Raw genomic sequence first — 18,642 nt, forward strand, 5'->3', positions numbered from 1 at the left:
CGCCGATCAGCGGCCGGTGACCGACAGGTAGCGGTAGCCGAGCTTGGCCAGGCGCTCCGGGTCCAGGCAGTGCCGGCCGTCCAGCACGACCGGGGTCCGCATCAGCGAGGCGAACTTCGCCCAGTCCAGGTCGAGGTACTCCGACCACTCGGTGACCAGCACGACCGCGTCGCTGTCGTCGAAGATCTCCTCGACCTCGCCGGCCAGGTACGGCACCAGGTCGGGCTGCTCGCGGCGGAAACGCTCGGCGGCGACCGGGTCGTGCAGCCGGATCCGGGCGCCGCGGTCGAGCAGCATCCGGGCGATGTCCAGGGCCGGCGCGTCGCGCATGTCGTCGGTGTTCGGCTTGAACGCGAGCCCGAGCAGCCCGATCTTGCGGCCCTTGAGGATGCGCAGCTCGTCCAGCAGCCGGTCCACGACCAGCCGGCGCTGCATCTGGTTGACCTCGCGGGCGGCGGTGACGATCGGCATGGCGTGGTGGTACTCGGCGCTGGTGGCGATCAGCGCGGCGGTGTCCTTGCCGAAGCAGGAGCCGCCCCAGCCGATGCCCGGCTGCAGGAAGCGTGGCCCGATCCGGGTGTCCAGCCCGATGCCCCTGGTGACCTGCGAGATGTCCGCGCCGACCCGGCCGGCCAGCTGGCCGATCTCGTTGGCGAAGCTGATCTTGAGGGCCAGGAAGGCGTTGGCGGCGTACTTGATCAGCTCGGCCGAGGCCAGGTCGGTCGAGACCATCGGCACCGCGCCGAGCTCCGCCGGTCGCGGCAGATAGGTCGGCGGCGTGAACGTCTGGTTCAGGATCGTGCGGTAGAGCCGGTTGAGCACGTCCAGGCTGCGCGGGTTGTCCGAGCCGACCACGATCCGGTCCGGGTACAGGGTGTCCTGGATCGCCGCGCCCTGGCGCAGGAACTCCGGGTTCGACGCGACCGAGAACTCACCGTCGCTGCGCCGCTCGTGGGTGCGCTCGAACGACTCGCGCAGGATCGAGTCGACCCAGTTGCTGCTGCCGATCGGCACGGTCGACTTGTTGATGACGACGGTGAACTCGCCGTCGATGTGCTGCCCGACGCTCTCCGCGGCCGAGCGCAGATATTGCAGGTCGGGGTTGCCGTCCGGCAGCGACGGGGTCTGCACGGCGATGAACACCACGTCAGCACCGGGCACGGCCGCGCTGTAGTCGGTGGTGAAGGTCATCCGCTCGGCCGAGTCGGCCAGCAGGGCGTCCATGTGCGGCTCGTAGATCGGCGACCGGCCCCCACTGAGCAGGTCGACCTTGGCCTGGTCGAGGTCCAGGCAGGTGACGTCGTGCCCGAGAAACGCCAGGCTGACGCCGGTGGTGAGACCCACGTAGCCGGTTCCTACGACGCACACCTTCATGCCCGCACTTCCCTTCGGTTCGCATCGGGTCCGGGTGTACCCGATCGCTGCACGGTAATCCGTCCTGTCCCGCCGCCGGGTGTCGCGGGATCCTCAGGCGAGTCGGATCACTGCCGATCGAAGCGACTGTGACGGTCAGCAACGACGTGCGTACCCTCGGCGCAGGTAGGCCGACGGTGGCAGTGTCGTCTCCCGGCGACGAGCAGGCTCTGTTGCACAACGACCTGATCGCCGTGATGACCCGCGACATCCCCTCGGTCGCCCACATGCTCGCCATCATCGCCGCGCGCCTCACCCGGGCGTGCGGCCTGCGCGCCGCCTCCGTCTTCACCCTCGACCCCGACGACGGCAGCCTGATCCCGGGGGCAACCCACGGCGCCGCCGCGCCCGGCGACATCACCCTGGCCGGCGCCGTCTTCCGCGTCGCGGCGGGTGCCCCACCGGTCCGCGACGGCGACCGTACGGCGATACGACTGCGCATCGGCGGCCGGACCCTGGGCGTCCTGGTCCTCACCGGTGCCACCATCGCCGCGCTGCGCCCCGAGGTGGCGGCCACCATCGGCCTGCAACTGGCCACCACGCTGCAGGCCCTCGCCGCCGAGCAGGACCACCAGTACGTCGCCCGGGCCAACGCCACCATCCGCGGGCTGTTCGAGCTGGGCACCGCCGCCACCTCGGTCGAGGAGGCCGGCCGGCTGCTGGCCCGGGCCACCGGCGAGGCGTTCCGCACCGAGCGCGCGGCCGTGCACCTGATCGGCCCGGACGGGCGGATCTGCTACGCGGCGGGCGTCGGGATCACCGAGCCGGTCAGCGCCGAGCTCGTCCGCAACCTGAACGGCAAGCTGGCCGCCGACTCGCCGGTCTGGCGCACCATGGCCGCCGGCCACGGCGACCCGACACTGGTCGGTGACGTCACGCAGGCCTCGGTCCGCCCGGGCGGCTTCGTGCAGACCCTGCAGCTGCGCTCGTTCCTCGCCATCCCGCTGATGTCCGCGGCCGGGCCGGTCGGCATGGTGATGTGCGGCGACGCCAGTGGCCCGCGGCGCTGGACCGGACGCGACCACGCGCTGGCCCGCCAGGTGGCCCTGGAGGGCGCGCTGATCGTCGACAGCGCCCGCCTGCGCCAGGCCCAGCAGCGGCACCTGGCCGAGCTGACCCGGCAGGCGTACCACGACGCCCTGACCGGCCTGCCCAACCGCACCTACCTGCTGGAACGCGCCGAGCAGGAGGTCGCCGACGCGCGGGCGACCGGCGGCCGGCTCGCCCTGCTGCTGCTCGACCTGGACGGCTTCAAGCGGGTCAACGACACCGTCGGGCACCACGCCGGCGACGCCCTGCTGCACGCGGTCGGCCGGCGGCTGGAGGGCAGCCTGCGGGAGGGGGACCTGGTCGCGCGCCTGGGCGGGGACGAGTTCGCCATCCTGCTGGCCCGCGATCCGGACGCGGCCGCCGCGAGATCAGCGGCCGAGCGGCTGCACGCGCGGCTGTGCGAGCCGTACGACATCGAGGGCACCCAGGTACGGGTGGGCGCCAGCATCGGCGTCGCCCTGTTCCCCGACGACGCCGACGACATGCCCGCACTGATGCGCGGCGCGGACGCGGCGATGTACCGGGCCAAGCGCGCGGGCGGCGGCGTGCTCTTGAGCGCCCGGACCGCTCCCGGCTAGGCTCGTCCGCAGACAGTCGATACGTATCGACGGCGGGAGGTGAGCCCGGGCATGGTCACCAGCCGGGACGTGGCCCGCCTGGCCGGCGTCTCGCAGAGCACGGTCTCGTACGTGATGAGCGGCCGCCGGTCGATCTCCGCCGAGACCCGCCGCCGGGTCGAGTCCGCCATCGCGGAGCTCGCCTTCCAGCCCAACGCCGGCGCCCGCGCCCTCAAGAGCCAGCGCACCCGGGTGATCGGGCTGGTCGTGCCGTTCGGGCCGGACGCCGACACGTCCGGGCTGCTGCCGTTCATCGAGACCATCGCCCACTGCGCCCGCGAGCAGGACCACGACATCCTGCTGGTCACCCGGGACGAGGGGTCGGCCGGGCTGACCCGGCTGGCGGCCCGCTCCCTGTGCGACGCGATCGTGCTGATGGACATCGAGACGCACGACGCCCGGATCCCGGTCGCCGCCGGGCTCGCCGTACCGGTGATCCTGATCGGCCTGCCCGCCGAACCGCTCGGCCTGCCCTGCGTCGACCTGGACTTCGAGCAGGCCGGCCGGCTGGCCGTGGACCATCTGGCGGCCACCGGGCACGACCGGATCGCCCTGATCGGCCATCCGCGGCCGACCGTGGCGCGGGAGGTCAACTTCGTGGGCCGCTTCCGCCGCGGCGCGACCGCGGCGGCGGCCACCCACGGCCTGCCGTGCGCGGTCGTCGACCAGCCCGAACGGGGGCCGCGCGGCGTTTCGGCGGCCCTGGACGAGGTACTGCGCTCCGGTGACCACAGCATCGACGGCCGGCTCGGCCTCGTGGTGCACGACACCGAGGCGGTGCAGCCGGTGCTGACCGCGGTGGCCGGCCGCGGGCACCGGCCGGGCCGCGACCTGTCCGTCGTCGGCCTGTGCCCGGACGTGCTGGCCACGGGCACCACTCCCCCGGTCACCAACGTCTCCCTCGAACCGCGGGACGTGTCCCGGCGGGCCATGCGCACCCTGTTCCGGCTGCTCGACCGGGACCCCACCGCGGCCGAGCCCGTCGAGCTGATCACGCCGCGCCTCACCCGGCGCCGCACCACACCGCCCGGCTGACGCGCCGGCACCGCTTGGAGATCAGGAGGGACGCACCATGGACCAGATCCGCGTGACCGTGTGGGGCGAGAACCGCCACGAGCGCACCGAGGAACACGTCGCGAGGCTCTACCCGGACGGCATGCACGAGACGATCGCCGCCGGCATCCGGGAGAATCTCGGGGAGGTTGCGGAGGTCCGGACCGCCACCCTGGACGAGCCCGAGCACGGCCTGACCGAGCAGGTGCTGGCCGGCACCGACGTGCTGACCTGGTGGGGGCACGCCGCGCACGGCGAGGTGGCCGACGAGGTGGTCGAGCGGGTGCACCGGCACGTGCTGTCCGGGATGGGCCTGGTGGTGCTGCACTCCGGGCACTGGTCCAAGATCTTCACCAGGCTCATGGGTACGACGTGCACCCTGCGCTGGCGCAACGAGCACGACCGCGAGCTGATCTGGACCGTCGACCCGACCCACCCGATCGCCCAGGGCGTGCCGCACCCGATCGTCGTCCCCGAGGACGAGATGTACGGCGAGTACTTCGACGTCCCGCCGCCGGACGAGCTCATCTTCATCAGCTCGTTCAGCGGCGGCGAGGTGTTCCGAAGCGGCTGCACGTGGCGCCGCGGGCACGGCCGGATCTTCTATTTCAAGCCCGGCGACCAGGACTACCCGGTCTACCACCACCCGGACATCCGGCGGGTGATCGCCAACGGGGTGCGCTGGGCCCGTACCGACCGGCCCGGGCGGGAGCTGCCCGAGCTGCTGCGCTACGACACCTTCTCGGCGCCCACGCACCAAGGCTCGGCCGCATGATCCGGGTGCTGCTGGCCGGCGCCGGCGCGATGGGCCAGGCCTGGCTGGAGGCGATCTCGAACGACCCCGGCGTCGAACTGGCCGGGGTGGCCGACCTGGACCTGGCGGCGGCCCGGCGGGCGGGACCCGGACTGCCGGTCGGCACCGACGTCGCCACGCTGGCCGCCGAGACCGGGGCGGAGGCGGTGATCGATGTGACCGTACCGGTGGCCCACCACGCGGTCACCACCGCCGCACTGTTCGCCGGGTTGTCCGTGCTCGGCGAGAAGCCGGTCGCCGACACGCTGGCCCAGGCGCTGTCCCTGGTGGCGGCGGCGGACGTGAGCGGCCGGCTGTTCATGGTCAGCCAGTCCCGCAGCTGGAATCCGCAGCTGTTCGCGCTGCGGGCGATGACCGGGAAACTCGGCCCGGTCGGCTCGGTCAGCACCGGCTTCCACCGGGCGCCGCACTTCGGCGGCTTCCGCGAGCAGATGGCGCAGCCGCTGCTGGTCGACATGGCGATCCACGCCTTCGACGCCGCCCGGTTCCTGCTCGACGACGACCCGCTCGCGGTCTCGTGCCAGACCTGGAACCCGCCCTGGAGCTGGTACGCCGGCGACGCCTGCGCCGCCGCGGTCTTCGAGATGACCGGCGGCGCCCGCTACGTCTACCACGGCAGCTGGTGCAGCCCGGGCGCGGAGACGTCCTGGAACGGCGAGTGGCGGGTCAGCGCGCAGGAGGGCACGGCCCGCTGGGACGGCGACCACGATCCGGTGGGACCGCCGGTCGACGCGCCGGACGACCGGTACTCGGGCATCGGCGGGGCGCTGCGGGTGTTCACGGAGGCCCTGCGGACCGGGGTGACGCCGATGGGTGAGGTGCACAGCAACGTGCTGAGCCTGGCCATGGTGGAGGCCGCGGTGGACTCTGCGGCGCGGGGACGGCCGGTGCTGATCGACGACGTGCTGGCGCGGGCGCACGAGCAGGCCGTCCGGGACGAGAGCCGGCCGGAGGTCCGGGACGAGCTGCGGAGCTGGACCGACGTGCGGGCTGCCCTTCGCCCGGCCTGATCTTTTCCGGTCGCCGGTCGCTCGTTGCGCTGTGCGCTCGTTGCGCCGTCCGCTCGTTGCGCCGTGCGCTCGTTGCGCCGTGCGCTCGGTCCGTTGTCCACAGCCGACGGTCGTGCGCGGGTTTTCCACAGCCGGTCAGCGGCGGCCGGGGTGAGTGACTAGCGTGCCTGGAGTGAACGCTCTGTCGCGGTTCGTCGTCGCGCACCGTTGGTGGGTGCTGGTGTCCTGGTTGCTCCTCGCCGCCATGGGCGGTTTCGCCGCGCCCAAGGCGACCGCCGCACTGAGCTACGACTTCTCCCTGCCCGGCCAGGACGGCTACGAGACCAACAAGGCGATCACCGAGCGGTTCGGCTCGGGCGGTGACTTCTCGCCGATCCTGCTGGTCATCGCCGAGGCCGGCGATCCCGCCCCGGTGGTGCAGGCGGTGACCGCGGCCGTGCCGGGCGCCCGGATCCTCTCCCCCGCCGACGAGCCGGCGCTCCGGGCGCCGGACGGGCGCACCAGCGTGGTGGTCGTCTATCCCCCGCCCGCGCCCGGCCCGGAGCCGTACGTGGCCGCCCTGCCGGCCCTGCGCCAGGTCGCCGCGTCCGCCGCCGTGCCGGTGACCGTGACGGGCAAGGACGTGCTCGAGTCCGGCGAGGACGGCGAGAGCGGCGGCGCCGACGTGCTGGTCGAGACGATCGCGGGCGGCACCGGCGCGCTGCTCGTGCTGCTGCTGGTCTTCGGCTCGGTGCTGGCGCTGATGCCGCTGCTGATCGCCGCCGCCTCGATCCTGACCACGTTCCTGATCGTCTGGGGCATCACCGGGGTCACCGACGTGTCCTTCATCGTGCAGTACCTGCTGGCGCTGATCGGCCTGGGCGTGGCCATCGACTACGCGCTGCTGATCGTCACCCGCTGGCGTGAGGAGCGCGGTCACGGCCACAGCAACGCCGACGCGGTGATCCGGGCGATGGGCACGGCGGGCCGGTCGGTGTTCTTCTCCGGGGTGACCGTCGCCGTCAGCCTCGCGGCGCTGATCGCGTTGCCCGTGCCGTTCCTGCGCAGCGTCGGCTTCACCGGCCTGCTCATCCCGGTCGTCAGCGTGCTGGCGGCACTCACCCTGCTGCCGGCGCTGCTGCTGGTCATCGGCCCCCGCCTGGACTGGCCGCACCGCCGCTCGACCGACCCGGAGAGCCGGCTGTGGCGGCGGATCGGCGCCGCGGTGGTCGGGCGCCGCTGGGTGTCCATCGCCCTCGCCACGCTCGTCCTGCTGGTGCTGGCCGCGCCGGTGCTCGGGCTGCGGCTGGGCCGGCCGACCAACGAGTCGCTGGCCTCGCAGGGCGGCACGGCGGCGGCCGCGGTCCTCCGGCTCGACGCCTCCGGCATCGGCTCGGGCCTCACCACGCCGATCGAGATCCTGACCCCGGACCCGGCCCGGGTGCGCACCGCGGTGCAGGACATCGACGGGGTGGCCGCCGTGGTGACACCGGCGGCATGGACCCGCGACGGCCTGTCGGTGGTGGATGTGTGGACCCGCGCGGACAGTTCTTCCCCCGAGGGCGCGGACGCTGCCGCCACGGTCCGGGAGGCGGCCGAGCGGGCGGGCGCCCGGGTGGGCGGCACGCCGGCGCAGGACGCGGACTTCATCGACGCGGTCTACGGCAACGCGTGGTGGGTGGTGCTGGCCATCGTGGTGGTCACGTTCCTGCTGTTGCTGCGGGCGCTGCGCTCGGTGGTGCTCCCGCTCAAGGCGCTGCTGCTGAACGTGATCTCGCTCGGGGCCGCGTACGGGATCACGGTATGGATCTGGCAGGACGGCCACCTCACCGAGCTGCTGTTCGACCGCACCGCCTCGGGCGCGATCACCGTGTGGATCCCGATCGCGGTGTTCGCGTTCCTGTTCGGCCTGTCGATGGACTACGAGGTGTTCCTGCTGGCCCGCATCCGCGAGGAATACGACCAGGGCCACGACACCGACGCCGCAACCGTGCACGGCGTGGCCCGCACCGGCCGGCTGGTCACCTCGGCGGCGCTGATCCTGTTCCTGGCGTTCATCTCCCTGGCCCAGGTGCCCACAACGGAGGTGAAGATCCTGGCCACAGCCCTGGCCCTGGGCATCGTGATCGACGCGACGATCGTCCGCGGGGTGCTGGCCCCGGCTCTGGTGGCGGCCCTGGGCCCGGCCAACTGGTGGCGGCCGTCCGGCCGCCGCCCAGCCCCGGCCGCACCGGAGGTGGTGCACAGCGAGACGTAGGCCCGCCCGGACATGCAAATTGCGCCTCCGCGCAGCTCGCCGCCGCCGCGGGCCACGGTCAGGCCACCGTGGCCGTGGCAGCAGCCACAGACGCGAACGACCTTCACGGCCCCATGCCCGCCGGGTGCCCTCGGTAGCCGCGGGTCGCGGCGTGGCCGCGGACGACCATCACGGCCCCAAGCCCGCCCGGTGCCCTCGGCAGCCGCGGGTCGCGGCACGGTCGCAGACGACCCCTCGCCCCCAGCCCGCCGCGTGCCCCCGGTAGTCACGGCACGGTCGCCAGACGACCATCACGGCCCCCAAGCCCGCGGAAGTCCCCGGCGACCGCGGGTCGCGGCACGGCCACGGACGACCATCACGGCCCCAAGCCCGCCCGGTGCCCTCGGCAGCCGCGAGTCGCGGCACGGTCGCAGACGACCCTCGCCCCCCCCCCAGCCCGCCGCGTGCCCTCGGTAGTCACGGCACGGTCGCCAGACGACCATCACGGCCCCCAAACCCGCCCGGTGCCCTCCGTAGCCGCGGGTCGCGGCACGGCCGCAGACGACCCCTGGCCCCCAGCCCGCCGCGTGCCCCCGGTAATCGCGGCATGGTCGCCAGACGACCATCACGGCCCCCAAGCCCGCGGTGCACTCGGCAGCCGCGGGGTCGTGGGCCCACCGTCAGGGGGTGAGGGGCTGGGCGACGTCGTTGGCGTGGTCGGTGATGGCCGCGCCGGTCACGGTGGCTCGGATCGGCAGGAATTCCAGGCAGCGACGGACGGCCGCGCCCACCAGAGGGTTCGGCACCCGCATCGAGATCGTGCAGTGCGGCACCCACCGCCCCGGACGGTAGTGCTCCCAGACCTCGATGCCGTGCCCGGCCAGCCGGTCATGCACCGCGCGGTGCAGTTCGAGCAGTTCCAAGGTCGGGGTGACCCCCAGCCACAGCACCCGCCCGATGAACTGGCCGACGAAATCCAGCTCCAGCGTCAGCCCGCGCCCCACCGCGTACCCCGCCAGCGCCGCCGTCACCGCCTCCGGCTCCAGCCGCCGGGCGGCCGCCAGTGACACGTGCGGGCGGTGGCGTTCGTCGAGCAGGGACGCCAGCGTCTGCACTCCCTCCTCCTCGAGGGCCTGCCACAGCTTGCGCACCCGGCGGGACGCGTCGACGTCCAGATACAGCTCGATCGCCGCCACCACCCGCTCACCCTATGCGGATCACCGGACGCGCCTCGCCAGCAGGTAGGCCCGGCGGCTCGGGAACTCGGCCGGGTCCAGCGGCTCCCGCACCATCGTGGACTCGATCCGGAACCCTGCCGCCCCCAGATCCGCGCGCACCGCGTCCGGGTCCAGGAAGTGCACGTCCACATCCACCTGCGCGCCGAACCAGCTGGTCAGGTGGGTGGTACCACCGGCCGGCACGTCCGGGCCCTCGACGTGGAAGGACACCAGCAGCCGGCCGCCGCCGCGGATGGCCCGGGCCAGTTCACCGAACGCCGCCGCCCGGTCCGGCGGGCTCAGGTGGATGATCGAGTACATCGCCACGGCCCCCGCCCACGCACCGTCGGCGACCGGCAGGGACAGCATCGACGCCACCGTGAACGGGATCTCCGGCGCGCGTTCCCGGGCTATCGCGATCATCTCGGGCGACAGGTCCAGGCCGGTCACGTCCGGGTGCCGGGCCGCCAGGAAACGGGTGACGTGCCCGGGACCGCAGCCGACGTCCGCGACCCGGCCGGTCCCGGCCAGTTCCAGGAACGCGGTCAGCAGCGCCCGGTCCAGGGGTTTGTGGTCAAGCTCGCCGGCGAGCTGGGCATCGTAGGCGCGGGCGACCTTGTCGTAGGTGTCACGCAGGCGCCCGGCCTCGCCCGGACGCGGAACGCCGTCGCTCAGACCAGGACCGCCGTCGCTCGGATGTGGGCCGGCCTCGAGGAAAGGATCGCTCATGCGGCCATCGTCGCCTGCTGGGCGGTGTCGATGCGTGCCCGGGCCAGCTCGTGCGCCGCCGCCAGCGGCGTGATGCCGCGACGCCGAGCCGAGTGCAGCACCGTGGTCAGCGTTCCGGCGATGCCGCGTACCCGGGCCGTGGCCTGCGCTTCCGTCTCCCCGCGCAGTTCCACCCCGGTCGCGTGGACGACGCCGCCGGCACTGACGACGAAGTCCGGCGCCCACAGGATTCCCCGCTCGTGCAGCAGGTCTGCCGTCGCCGGCCGATCGAGCTGGTTGTTGGCCGGTCCGCAGATCTCGGCGCAGCGCAGCCGGGCCACCGTCGCCGCGGTCAGGACCCCGCCGAGGGCCGCCGGCACCAGCACGTCCGCCTCCGCGGCCAGGATGTCGTCGGTCCAGGTGGCACCGAGCTCGGCTGCGAGCTGCCGGCGGCTGTCGTCCACGTCGTTGACCACGAGTTCGGCGCCGGACGCGGCCAGTTCGCGGGCCACGTGCGCGCCGACCCGGCCCAGTCCCATGATCGCGAAACGCCGTCCGGCCACCGGGGCGAGCGCGGCCAGTGCCGACAGCACGCCCTCGGCCGTCGGTCCGGACGAGTCGCCGCTGCCGCCGGCGCCGACCGGGCGGCAGAAGACGTGGTCGGTGCGTTCGGCGATGACGGCCATGTCCTCCGGTCCGGTGCCGACGTCCGGCCCGGTCGCGTAGCCGCCGCCGAGGGACTCGATGGTGTCGCCGACGTCGTGCAGGACGGCCCGCCGCAGCCCGGCGTCGAGCGTCGTTCCCGGGGGCAGAGCCACCACGGTCTTGGCGCCGCCGTGCGGCAGGCCCGCGACGGCGCATTTGGCGGTCATCGCGGCGGAGAGCCGCAGCGCGTCGGTGAGGCCGTCGCGCCAATCCGGGTACGGGGCCAGCCGGCACCCGCCGATGGCCTGACCGAGGGCGCTGGAGTGCACAGCCACGATCACCGGCAGCCCGCTGCGGACACCTCGGCGGGCCACGACCCGTTCGAACTCGTCGAAATTTGATGCGGTAGTCATGCCCGGACCATAGGAGCTCGTTCCGTCCACCGGTCGCAGCTCCGAACTATATTCGGCGAGTGACGGGAGCAACGATCGTGGACGAACTTGATGCGGCGATCATCCGGCATCTGCAGCAGGACGCCCGGCAGACCAACCGGGAGCTGGCCCGGGCGGTGGGCATCGCGCCGTCCACCTGCCTCGAACGCGTCCGGTTGCTGCGGGCCCGCGGTGTGATCACCGGCTACCACGCGGAGATCAGCCTGGCCGCGCTGAACCGGACGGTGCAGGCGCTGCTGCACGTCCAGGTACGCCCGCTGAGCCGCGAGGTGATCGAGAGTTTCAAGACCTCGATCACCTCGCTGCCCGAGGTGCTGTCGGTGTTCGTGGTGGCCGGCGCCGACGACTTCCTGGTGCACGTGGCGGTGCCCAGCGTCGACGCGCTGCACGCGTTCCTGATGGACAAGTTCAGCAAGCGCCGGGAGATCCTCGGCTTCCGCAGCTCGGTGATCTACCAGCACGCCCGCACGATGGTCGTCGAACCCCTCGACGACTGAGACGACTGACCGGCGCGGGCCGGGGTCAGCCGCGGACCGTGGATCCGGCGGCGTCGGTGAGGGCCGCGCAGAGCCGTGGCACCGCGACGCCGATCGGCTCCCGGATCACCTCGGCGGCCAGTTCGTCGTACGGCGTCGGGTCCCGGTTGACGATCACCAGCCGGTTACCGGCGTTGAGGGCCACCGCGCACAACGACGCCACCGGCTCGACCAGCAGGGAACTGCCGATCACCAGCAGCACCTCGCTGTGCGCGGCGATCCGCTCGGCCAGTCCCGCCGTACCCGGGTCGAGGTGTTCCCCGAACAAGACCACCGCGAGCTTGAGGATCCCGCCGCACGCCGGGCACCGGGGGTCGCCGTCCCCGGCGGCGACCCGGTCGAGGGTCGGCCGGCTGGGCGAGCGCTGCCCGCAGCCGGTGCAGACGACCTCGTGCATGCTGCCGTGCAGCTCGAGCACCTTGCGGGCGCTGGAACCGGCCTGCTGGTGCAGCCCGTCGACGTTCTGGGTCAGGATCCGCACGGCCACCGGGGTGCGTTCCAGTGCGGCGAGCGCCCGGTGGGCGGCGTTCGGCTCCGCGCGCCACGCGCTGTGCCCGAGGTACGTGCGCCAGAACCGCTCGCGGACGCCCGGATCGGCCAGGAAGGAGTCGTAGGTGAACGCGTCCACCAGCGCCGGATCACGGGTCCAGACGCCGTCCGGCCCCCGGTAGTCCGGGATCCCGGAATCGGTGGAGATGCCGGCCCCGGTCAGCACCGCGACCCGCGAGATTCCGTCCGTCCAGCTCGTGTTCATGGTCGCCGATGCTAGGAGGGGCAACCCCGGAGGTCGAACGGGTTACGGGTGGCCGGCGTTCGGCTGAGATTCCTCCGTTCCGGTGGACGGTCCCGCGATCCGGGGGCCTGACCGGTTGCGGCGCATACGGTGGGCGGGTGTTCCGAGCCCTGCGCGTCACCCGTACCGGAGCAGGGCTGATCGGTCTGGCCGCCTGCGTCGCCGCCGGCGCCGGCTTCCTGACCAGCACCGGCGACCGCCCGGCGGCAGCGCCGGCACCCGCCGCGCCCTCCCCCAGCGTCGCGGCCCGGACCCCGGAGCCGACCCTGTCGGCAGCGCCGGCCCCGGCCGGCCTGCCGGTGATCGACTACTGGACGGCACCCCGCGGCTTCCCGGCCGACCCGGCGGCGATGTCCCTGACCGCAATCACCGAGGGCCTGCACCCCACCCGCTCGATCCCGGTCTACGACGCGCCCGGCGGCCGGCCCCGCGCCCGGCTCACCCCGGAGATCAGCGGCATGCCCCTGATCCTGCCGATCACCGACCGGCGTTCGGGCTGGGTCGCGGTGCTGCTGCCCACGGCGAACCGCCGGATCGGCTGGCTGCCACCGAAGGGCTGGTCGCCACGGCCGCTGCGCGACCACCTCATCGTCCAGCGCCGCACCCACAAACTGATCTGGCGCCGCGACGGCATCCGCAGGGCCGCCTGGACCGTGACAACCGGCACGGCGGCGACCCCCACCCCGCTGGGCCGAAGCTTCGTGCTGGGCCGCACCCCGACCAGCGGCTCCGCGTACGCGAACGTGGACGCGCTGGCGCTGAGCTCGGTGCCGGAGAACCGCCGGTCCCTGCCGGCGGCGCTGCGGGGCGCGCACACGGGCATCCACGGCTGGTACGACGATGGCGCCTTCGGCCGCAGTGCGTCGAACGGGTGCGTACGGATGCCGCGGGAGGCTCAGCGCACCCTGCTGAAGCACATCGGGCACGGCACCCTGGTCACGGTCGTCGACTGAGACCGGCCGACCGCCTCAGGCGGACCCCCGGATCAGCAGCTCGGTCTCCACCAGCGCCAGCCCGCCCGGCTCGCCCGCCAGCAGCCGCTGCACCTCCGCCACCGCCAGCTCCCCCATCCGCCGCTTGTCGATCGCGATGGTCGTCAGCGGCGGGTCCAGCAGCTCGCCCAGATTCAGGCCGTCGAAACCGAGCAGGGCGACGTCGTCCGGGATGGCCAGGCCCGCTCGGCGGGCGGCCCGGTACGCGCCCAGCGCGATCAGGTCGTTGAAGGCGAACATCGCCGTGAGCTCCGGGCGGGCCGCGTGCAGCTTCTCGAAGCCCGATTCGCCGCCCGCCATGGACTGCTCGACGCCGATGATCGCGTCCGGCGGCACCGTCAGGCCCTGGTCCTCGGCCTCGGCCAGGAAGATCGCCCTGCGGGCCGGGTCGGCCGCGTCCGGGCAGTCGATCATGCCGATCCGCTGGTGGCCGCGGGCGACCAGGTGCCGTACCGCCGCGCGGACGCCCGTCTCCAGGTCGATGTCGACGGCCCCGAAGGCCGCTTCGCGGGCGCGCCGGCTCATGACGACCAGCGGTACGCCCTCGACCGCGGCGGCGACCACGTCGTCCGGCTGGAAGAGGTAGCCGATCAGGGCGTCGACCTGGCCGGCGAGGGAGCGCAGCAGCTGCGGTTCGCGGCCGGGGTCGTCCTGCGTGCTCGCGACCAGGACCTGCCAGCCGCGTTGCTCGGCGGCCTCGAGGACGCCGGCGATCAGTTCGGGGAAGAACGGGTTCACCACGTCGGACACGATCAGGCCGACGGTGGTCGCGCCGGGGCGGACCAGGCCGCGGGCGAAGCGGGACGGGCGGTAGTGCAGTTGCCGGGCGGCGTCCAGGACGCGGCGGCGGGTCTGCGGGTCGATCTCACCCTTGTCGTTGATGGCCCGGGACACGGTCTGGTGCGAGACGCCCGCCAGGCGCGCCACGTCGCGCAAGGTCGCGCGTTTTCCGGCGCCCGCTCCGGCGGTGTCCTGCTGTTCGTCTCCCACGATGACCGCATCGTAAACCGCTGGGGGTTGACGGCCCGGCAGCACCTACGCGACGATCCCGTTAACGGTCACGTGAGCGTTAACGGGACGAGGAGGTCTTGCTCATGGAGGGTGTGGCTCTGCTGCTGAGCGTGCAGGTGACCCGGCGTACCAGCCATTCGGCGCTGCCCGGCGCCGAGGTGCAGGTGCCCCGGGAGAGGTGGCGGTGGGCCAGGGCGGCCCTCCGGCGGATATGGCAGACCGGCTGAGACGTCCACGAACGGTCCAAGGACTCTTTCGACCTTCAGGCGGAAGACCATAGGATGCGCGAGTGACCGATCAGTCCTTTCGGGGTCAAGGGTGATCACCGGCCTGGTGCCGGTCATTGCAGCCACTCTCGTCCTGTTCGGCGTATTGCTGACAATTCGCCAGAAGAACCGTACGGACCGCAAAGAGCAGTGGTGGAAGAGGGTCCAGTGGGCGCTGACGCGGTAGCGTCGAGCGACGATCGGAGACGCTGCATGGGAATGTCGATGCTCATCGCGCTCATCGATTCGTCTCCCGTTGTCGAGCGGGACGACGCCCGGCTGCTTCAGGCGATCATCGATCAGGTCGACCTCTCGTCTTTTTCCTGACCACAGTGAGGAAGTATTCGTGCCGGAGAGCGGGCGCCGACCCACCCGACTCGAGATCATCGCCGCCCGCGCCCAGGTGGCACTGGACCAGAGAATGAAACAAGAAACGGCGCCCTGGTTGACGCGATTGGCGGCCACCCGGCTCGCCGAGGCCGAGCCGCCGCCCCCAGCCACGCCGGGCCCCCGCAACCCGGCTCGATCCGCCGCAGTGCTGCCCCACACCAGTAAGAGGTCACGGGCCTTGGCCAGCCTTCCCGCCCGGCCCATGCAGGGACGCGACGTGCTGGATCTGCAACGACAACTGGTGGCCATGGGCTACGGCGACGACGATCTCATCAACGGCGTCTTCCTGGACAGCACCGAGACCGCGGTCCGGCGCTTCCAGACCGACTTCGACATCCTCAACGACGGCGTCTGCGGCCGGGTCACCCAGCGGGTGCTGAGCTATCTGGAAGAGCAGGGCATCGACAAGGACAACGCCGCGACGGTGCAACAGCGGCACATGATCAGCTTCATCGTCAAAGCCCAGCAGGGCGGCTTCGTCGTCATCGATCTGGTGTCCCGCAGCTCGCAGTTCAACAGTGAGAGCGATGAGCACGCCGCTTCACTGGCCGATTCCTTCATCGACCAGCTCGGCCGGCTGCTCGAGGTGCAGATCGACACCGCGACCGGAATGCAGTCCTGGATGCTCAACAGAACGGACATCGCCACGCAGGACGACGGGCAGGTGGCGTCCTTTGCGAACAGGATCAAAGCCGAATTCATGATCACACTCAGCCTGGCCGATGCCGTGGACACGGTCCCCGGCTGCGCGACGTTCTATTTCGGCACGGCACCCGACGTGTATTCCCATGTCGGCCGGCCCCTGGCGGAAAGCATCCAGCGAGAGATCGTCAGGATCGCGGGAGCACCGGACCGCGGCACCCATGCCGAATTCTCGCACCTCTTCGAGCAGGCCCAGCTGCCCACGATCCGGGTCGAGTTCGCCAATCTCGCGGATGACCGTGATCTTGCCCGGCTCCGGCAAGCGGAATATCTGAATGCCGTTGCGGCGGGGATCGCCTCGGGAGTGAAGCACTTCTACATGCTCGGTCAGAACGGTACGGAGACCCCCCATCTCCCTCTCGGCGCCACGGCCCGGGCCTGAGCCGTCGCGGCCCCGGCGCGCATAGCATTCCTGCGCCCTGGGTAGCGGGACAGGAATGACCACTGTCGCGGCGGCCGGGGGCCGTTCGAGATTTCTGCCGCTGCTGGCCGGTGTGCTGCTGCTCGGCATCGCGGACTCGATGATCGGGCCGTACCTGGTGCTCTTCGGGGCCGACGAGGCGAAGCTGTCGCCGTTCCAGGTCGGGGTCTTTCTGTCGCTGGTCGCGATCAGCGGCCTCGCGGTGAGCACCTGGCTCGGCCGCCGCTACGACCGGTCCGCGAGCCGGTGGCCGGCGTTCGTCGCCGTGGCCGCCCCCGCGGCCGGCTACCTGGCCCTGACGACCACCACCGACTACGCCCTGCTGGCCTTGATCGGCGTCGGCTTGCTCGGGGCCGGGATGGCCGCGTTCCCGCAGCTCTTCACGCTCGCCCGTACCCATCTCGACCGCTCCGGCAGCGACGCCGGCCGCCGCACGCCCGCGCTGCGCTCGGTGTGGTCGCTGGCCTGGGCCATCGGCCCGCTGGTCGGCGCGGCCGTGCTGGCCTGGCGCGGCTACGACGCGCTGATGGCGCTCACCGCGGCCGCCTTCGCACTGGTGGCGCTGCCGCTCGTGGCGCTGGGGCCGACCCCGGCGCCGGTCCGGGCCGCGGCGCCCGAGGCCGGACGGGAACGGCTGAGCCGGTCGATGCTGCTGATCGCCGGCAGCTTCACGCTGTTCCACACCGCGATGCTGGCCGGGTCGGTCGCGCTGCCGCTCTACGTCACCCGGACGCTGGCCCGCCCGGACAGCGACGTGGGGCTGCTGTTCAGCATCTGCGCGGTGGTGGAGATCCCGGCCGCCCTGAGCGTCATGCTGCTGCCCGCCCGGGTCGCCAAGCGCGGCGTGATCCTGCTGGGCATGCTGCTGTTCACCGCCTACTTCGTGCTGGTGGCGATCAGCGACGGCATGCCGCTGCTGATCGCCACCCAGGTCGCCCGCGGCGTCGCGCTGGCGGTGGTGGGCGCGCTCGGCATCACGTACGTGCAGGACCTGCTGCCGCACGCCACCGGCCGCGCCACCACGATGTACGCCAACACTCTGACCATCGGCTCGCTGATCTCCGGCGTCCTGGCCGGCGCCACCGCCCAGGCCCTGGGTTACCGGTCCGCACTGCTGCTGTGCGGTGCGCTCGCCGCCGGCGGGTGTGCCCTGTTCGCCGCGGCCCGGGTCAGCGAACCCGGCGCAACACGTCCAGCAGGAACCATTCGTCCTCGTGATGGATCCGGCGTTCCAGACCCGGCCGAGCCGCCAGCGCGGCGTGCACATTGAGGCCGTCGTGGTTGCCGCCGGTCTGCTGGTCGCGGAAGTGCACCGAGACCAGGTCGCCGTCCGGCTCCAGGCGCTGCACCAGGCCGTCGAGCGTGGCCTCCAGGTCGTCGGCGGACAGGTAGTAGAGCAGATCGCCGAGCACGATCAGATCAAAGGTGGCGTCCGGCAGGCCGGCCGGAAGCATGGCGTTCTCCACCCGTACGTGGGGGAAGTCGCGCACCTGCTCACGGGCTGACTCCACCGCCTCGTCCACGCAGTCGACGGCCAGGATCTCGTCGCACCGCTCCGCGAGCATCCGGGTCAGCAGCCCGATCGAGCAGCCCGGCTCGTACGCGCTGCGGTACCGCTCGCGCGGCAGGCTGGCCATGGTCACCGCGTACTTGCGCCGGTTGTGCCAACTCGTGGCGACGTCCCAGGGATCGGTCTTGGCCAGGTACAGGCCGATGAAGTGCTCTTGGGAGACAGTCTCGGCGGGCGGCCGGGCTGTGTCTGCTTCTGTCACGCCGAGATTGTGCCCGAAGCCCGGGCGCGGTCCCCGGTCACCCTGAACAGTTCGCACGTCATGTCGTAGTAGCGGTCCGTGCGGCCCAGGTGCGTCATGCCGAGCCGCCGGCAGAGCTGCTGGGAAGCGACGTTGTCCGGATGAGTGACGGCATGAACGGCCTCCAGACCCGCGTCGAAGGCGTACGCCAGTACCGCCGCTGCGGCCTCGCGGGCGTACCCGTGGCCCCACGCATCGGGGTGGAAGTACCAGCCGATCTCTGTGTCGGCGCTGTCCGGCAAGGCGACCAGCAGCAGCGTGCCGAGCAGCTTCGCGTCATCACGGTCCTCGACCGCCCACACCGCGTGCACGCCGTCAGCCCGGCCGCGCCACCGGGCGATGGTGGCCAGGGCATCGGCGCGGTCATGCAGCAGTCTGGGCTGCGCGCCGATGAACCGCTGCACTTCCCAGCGTGAGCACATGTCCAGCACGAAATCGGCGTCGTCCTCGCGCCACTCCCGCAGCCGGAGACGCTCAGAGGTCAGGGAGTCCATGAACGCATTTTGACAGGACGCGGTAGCGTACG

General features: G+C 72.4%; 18 protein-coding genes. 10 read left to right on the plus strand and 8 right to left on the minus strand.

Annotated features, from left to right (window positions below; genetic code table 11):
- Positions 1–6: 6 nt before the first annotated feature.
- Positions 7–1,374, minus strand: coding sequence for a UDP-glucose dehydrogenase family protein (locus ACZ6S4_RS25030; protein WP_465477228.1), 1,368 nt, complete (start codon positions 1,372–1,374; stop codon positions 7–9).
- Between the two features lie 176 nt (positions 1,375–1,550).
- Here ACZ6S4_RS25030 and ACZ6S4_RS25035 point away from each other — a divergent pair, with 176 nt between their 5' ends.
- The 5 genes from ACZ6S4_RS25035 (at position 1,551) to ACZ6S4_RS25055 (ending at position 8,193) form a co-directional block, all read left to right on the plus strand.
- Entirely contained in the window at positions 1,551–3,041 is a 1,491-nt protein-coding gene (locus tag ACZ6S4_RS25035) for a diguanylate cyclase domain-containing protein (RefSeq protein ID WP_465477229.1), read from the plus strand.
- A 51-nt stretch (positions 3,042–3,092) separates the two neighbouring features.
- On the plus strand, positions 3,093–4,115 hold the full coding sequence (locus tag ACZ6S4_RS25040; protein WP_465477230.1) for a LacI family DNA-binding transcriptional regulator: 1,023 nt from the start codon (positions 3,093–3,095) through the stop codon (positions 4,113–4,115).
- Between the two features lie 37 nt (positions 4,116–4,152).
- A complete protein-coding gene (locus ACZ6S4_RS25045) occupies positions 4,153–4,908 on the plus strand; it encodes a ThuA domain-containing protein (RefSeq protein ID WP_465477231.1) in 756 nt (251 codons plus the stop codon).
- Positions 4,905–5,957: a Gfo/Idh/MocA family protein gene (locus ACZ6S4_RS25050; RefSeq protein ID WP_465477232.1), complete on the plus strand. Its 1,053-nt coding sequence runs from the start codon at positions 4,905–4,907 to the stop codon at positions 5,955–5,957. Before ACZ6S4_RS25045 ends, ACZ6S4_RS25050 begins: the two co-directional genes overlap by 4 nt.
- A 172-nt stretch (positions 5,958–6,129) precedes the next feature.
- Entirely contained in the window at positions 6,130–8,193 is a 2,064-nt protein-coding gene (locus tag ACZ6S4_RS25055; protein WP_465477233.1) for an MMPL family transporter, read from the plus strand.
- 659 nt (positions 8,194–8,852) lie between these two features.
- Here the strand turns inward: ACZ6S4_RS25055 and ACZ6S4_RS25060 are convergent.
- Genes ACZ6S4_RS25060 through ACZ6S4_RS25070 form a run of 3 tightly spaced genes read right to left on the minus strand, consistent with a single transcriptional unit; the run spans position 8,853 to position 11,155 of the window.
- Positions 8,853–9,371, minus strand: coding sequence for a 2'-5' RNA ligase family protein (locus ACZ6S4_RS25060; protein ID WP_465477234.1), 519 nt, complete (start codon positions 9,369–9,371; stop codon positions 8,853–8,855).
- An 18-nt stretch (positions 9,372–9,389) separates the two neighbouring features.
- Entirely contained in the window at positions 9,390–10,118 is a 729-nt protein-coding gene (locus tag ACZ6S4_RS25065; RefSeq protein ID WP_465477235.1) for a class I SAM-dependent DNA methyltransferase, read from the minus strand.
- Entirely contained in the window at positions 10,115–11,155 is a 1,041-nt protein-coding gene (locus ACZ6S4_RS25070) for a Glu/Leu/Phe/Val dehydrogenase family protein (protein ID WP_465477236.1), read from the minus strand. Before ACZ6S4_RS25070 ends, ACZ6S4_RS25065 begins: the two co-directional genes overlap by 4 nt.
- Before the next feature lie 59 nt (positions 11,156–11,214).
- Here ACZ6S4_RS25070 and ACZ6S4_RS25075 point away from each other — a divergent pair, with 59 nt between their 5' ends.
- A complete protein-coding gene (locus tag ACZ6S4_RS25075) occupies positions 11,215–11,691 on the plus strand; it encodes an Lrp/AsnC family transcriptional regulator (protein WP_465477237.1) in 477 nt (158 codons plus the stop codon).
- A 25-nt stretch (positions 11,692–11,716) separates the two neighbouring features.
- Here ACZ6S4_RS25075 and ACZ6S4_RS25080 read toward each other — a convergent pair whose 3' ends face one another.
- On the minus strand, positions 11,717–12,484 hold the full coding sequence (locus ACZ6S4_RS25080) for an SIR2 family NAD-dependent protein deacylase (protein ID WP_465477238.1): 768 nt from the start codon (positions 12,482–12,484) through the stop codon (positions 11,717–11,719).
- 137 nt (positions 12,485–12,621) lie between these two features.
- On the opposite strand from ACZ6S4_RS25080, the gene ACZ6S4_RS25085 reads away from it, so the two are divergent.
- On the plus strand, positions 12,622–13,476 hold the full coding sequence (locus tag ACZ6S4_RS25085; protein WP_465477239.1) for a L,D-transpeptidase: 855 nt from the start codon (positions 12,622–12,624) through the stop codon (positions 13,474–13,476).
- A 15-nt stretch (positions 13,477–13,491) separates the two neighbouring features.
- Here the strand turns inward: ACZ6S4_RS25085 and ACZ6S4_RS25090 are convergent, their stop codons facing one another.
- Entirely contained in the window at positions 13,492–14,505 is a 1,014-nt protein-coding gene (locus ACZ6S4_RS25090) for a LacI family DNA-binding transcriptional regulator (RefSeq protein ID WP_465477240.1), read from the minus strand.
- Between the two features lie 104 nt (positions 14,506–14,609).
- Here ACZ6S4_RS25090 and ACZ6S4_RS25095 point away from each other — a divergent pair, with 104 nt between their 5' ends.
- From ACZ6S4_RS25095 to ACZ6S4_RS25105, 3 genes are all read left to right on the plus strand, one after another.
- Positions 14,610–14,753 carry a hypothetical protein gene (locus tag ACZ6S4_RS25095; RefSeq protein WP_465477241.1) on the plus strand — a complete coding sequence of 48 codons (144 nt, stop codon included), beginning with the start codon at positions 14,610–14,612 and terminating at the stop codon, positions 14,751–14,753.
- A 385-nt stretch (positions 14,754–15,138) separates the two neighbouring features.
- On the plus strand, positions 15,139–16,266 hold the full coding sequence (locus ACZ6S4_RS25100) for an N-acetylmuramoyl-L-alanine amidase (RefSeq protein WP_465477242.1): 1,128 nt from the start codon (positions 15,139–15,141) through the stop codon (positions 16,264–16,266).
- A 55-nt stretch (positions 16,267–16,321) separates the two neighbouring features.
- On the plus strand, positions 16,322–17,575 hold the full coding sequence (locus tag ACZ6S4_RS25105; RefSeq protein WP_465477243.1) for a sugar efflux transporter: 1,254 nt from the start codon (positions 16,322–16,324) through the stop codon (positions 17,573–17,575).
- Here the strand turns inward: ACZ6S4_RS25105 and ACZ6S4_RS25110 are convergent.
- Both ACZ6S4_RS25110 and ACZ6S4_RS25115 read right to left on the minus strand, forming a co-directional pair.
- A complete protein-coding gene (locus ACZ6S4_RS25110) occupies positions 17,475–18,077 on the minus strand; it encodes an SAM-dependent methyltransferase (RefSeq protein WP_465477244.1) in 603 nt (200 codons plus the stop codon). The genes ACZ6S4_RS25105 and ACZ6S4_RS25110 overlap by 101 nt on opposite strands.
- Positions 18,074–18,610 (minus strand): GNAT family N-acetyltransferase, encoded by a 537-nt coding sequence (locus ACZ6S4_RS25115; RefSeq protein ID WP_465477245.1) that lies wholly within the window; start codon positions 18,608–18,610, stop codon positions 18,074–18,076. The genes ACZ6S4_RS25110 and ACZ6S4_RS25115 overlap by 4 nt, the downstream gene beginning before the upstream one ends.
- Between the last annotated feature and the right edge of the window lie 32 nt (positions 18,611–18,642).

This window comes from Actinoplanes sp. NPDC051405 (assembly GCF_055586185.1).

What these genes read in the sequence shown, in the direction of transcription:
- ACZ6S4_RS25030 (WP_465477228.1), bottom strand. Translation starts at nt 1,374, where the DNA reads ATGAAGGTGTGCGTCGTAGGAACCGGCTACGTGGGTCTCACCACCGGC.
- ACZ6S4_RS25040 (WP_465477230.1), top strand. Translation starts at nt 3,093, where the DNA reads ATGGTCACCAGCCGGGACGTGGCCCGCCTGGCCGGCGTCTCGCAGAGC.
- ACZ6S4_RS25045 (WP_465477231.1), top strand. Translation starts at nt 4,153, where the DNA reads ATGGACCAGATCCGCGTGACCGTGTGGGGCGAGAACCGCCACGAGCGC.
- ACZ6S4_RS25050 (WP_465477232.1), top strand. Translation starts at nt 4,905, where the DNA reads ATGATCCGGGTGCTGCTGGCCGGCGCCGGCGCGATGGGCCAGGCCTGG.
- ACZ6S4_RS25065 (WP_465477235.1), bottom strand. Translation starts at nt 10,118, where the DNA reads ATGAGCGATCCTTTCCTCGAGGCCGGCCCACATCCGAGCGACGGCGGT.
- ACZ6S4_RS25070 (WP_465477236.1), bottom strand. Translation starts at nt 11,155, where the DNA reads ATGACTACCGCATCAAATTTCGACGAGTTCGAACGGGTCGTGGCCCGC.
- ACZ6S4_RS25080 (WP_465477238.1), bottom strand. Translation starts at nt 12,484, where the DNA reads ATGAACACGAGCTGGACGGACGGAATCTCGCGGGTCGCGGTGCTGACC.
- ACZ6S4_RS25095 (WP_465477241.1), top strand. Translation starts at nt 14,610, where the DNA reads ATGGAGGGTGTGGCTCTGCTGCTGAGCGTGCAGGTGACCCGGCGTACC.
- ACZ6S4_RS25105 (WP_465477243.1), top strand. Translation starts at nt 16,322, where the DNA reads ATGACCACTGTCGCGGCGGCCGGGGGCCGTTCGAGATTTCTGCCGCTG.
- ACZ6S4_RS25115 (WP_465477245.1), bottom strand. Translation starts at nt 18,610, where the DNA reads ATGGACTCCCTGACCTCTGAGCGTCTCCGGCTGCGGGAGTGGCGCGAG.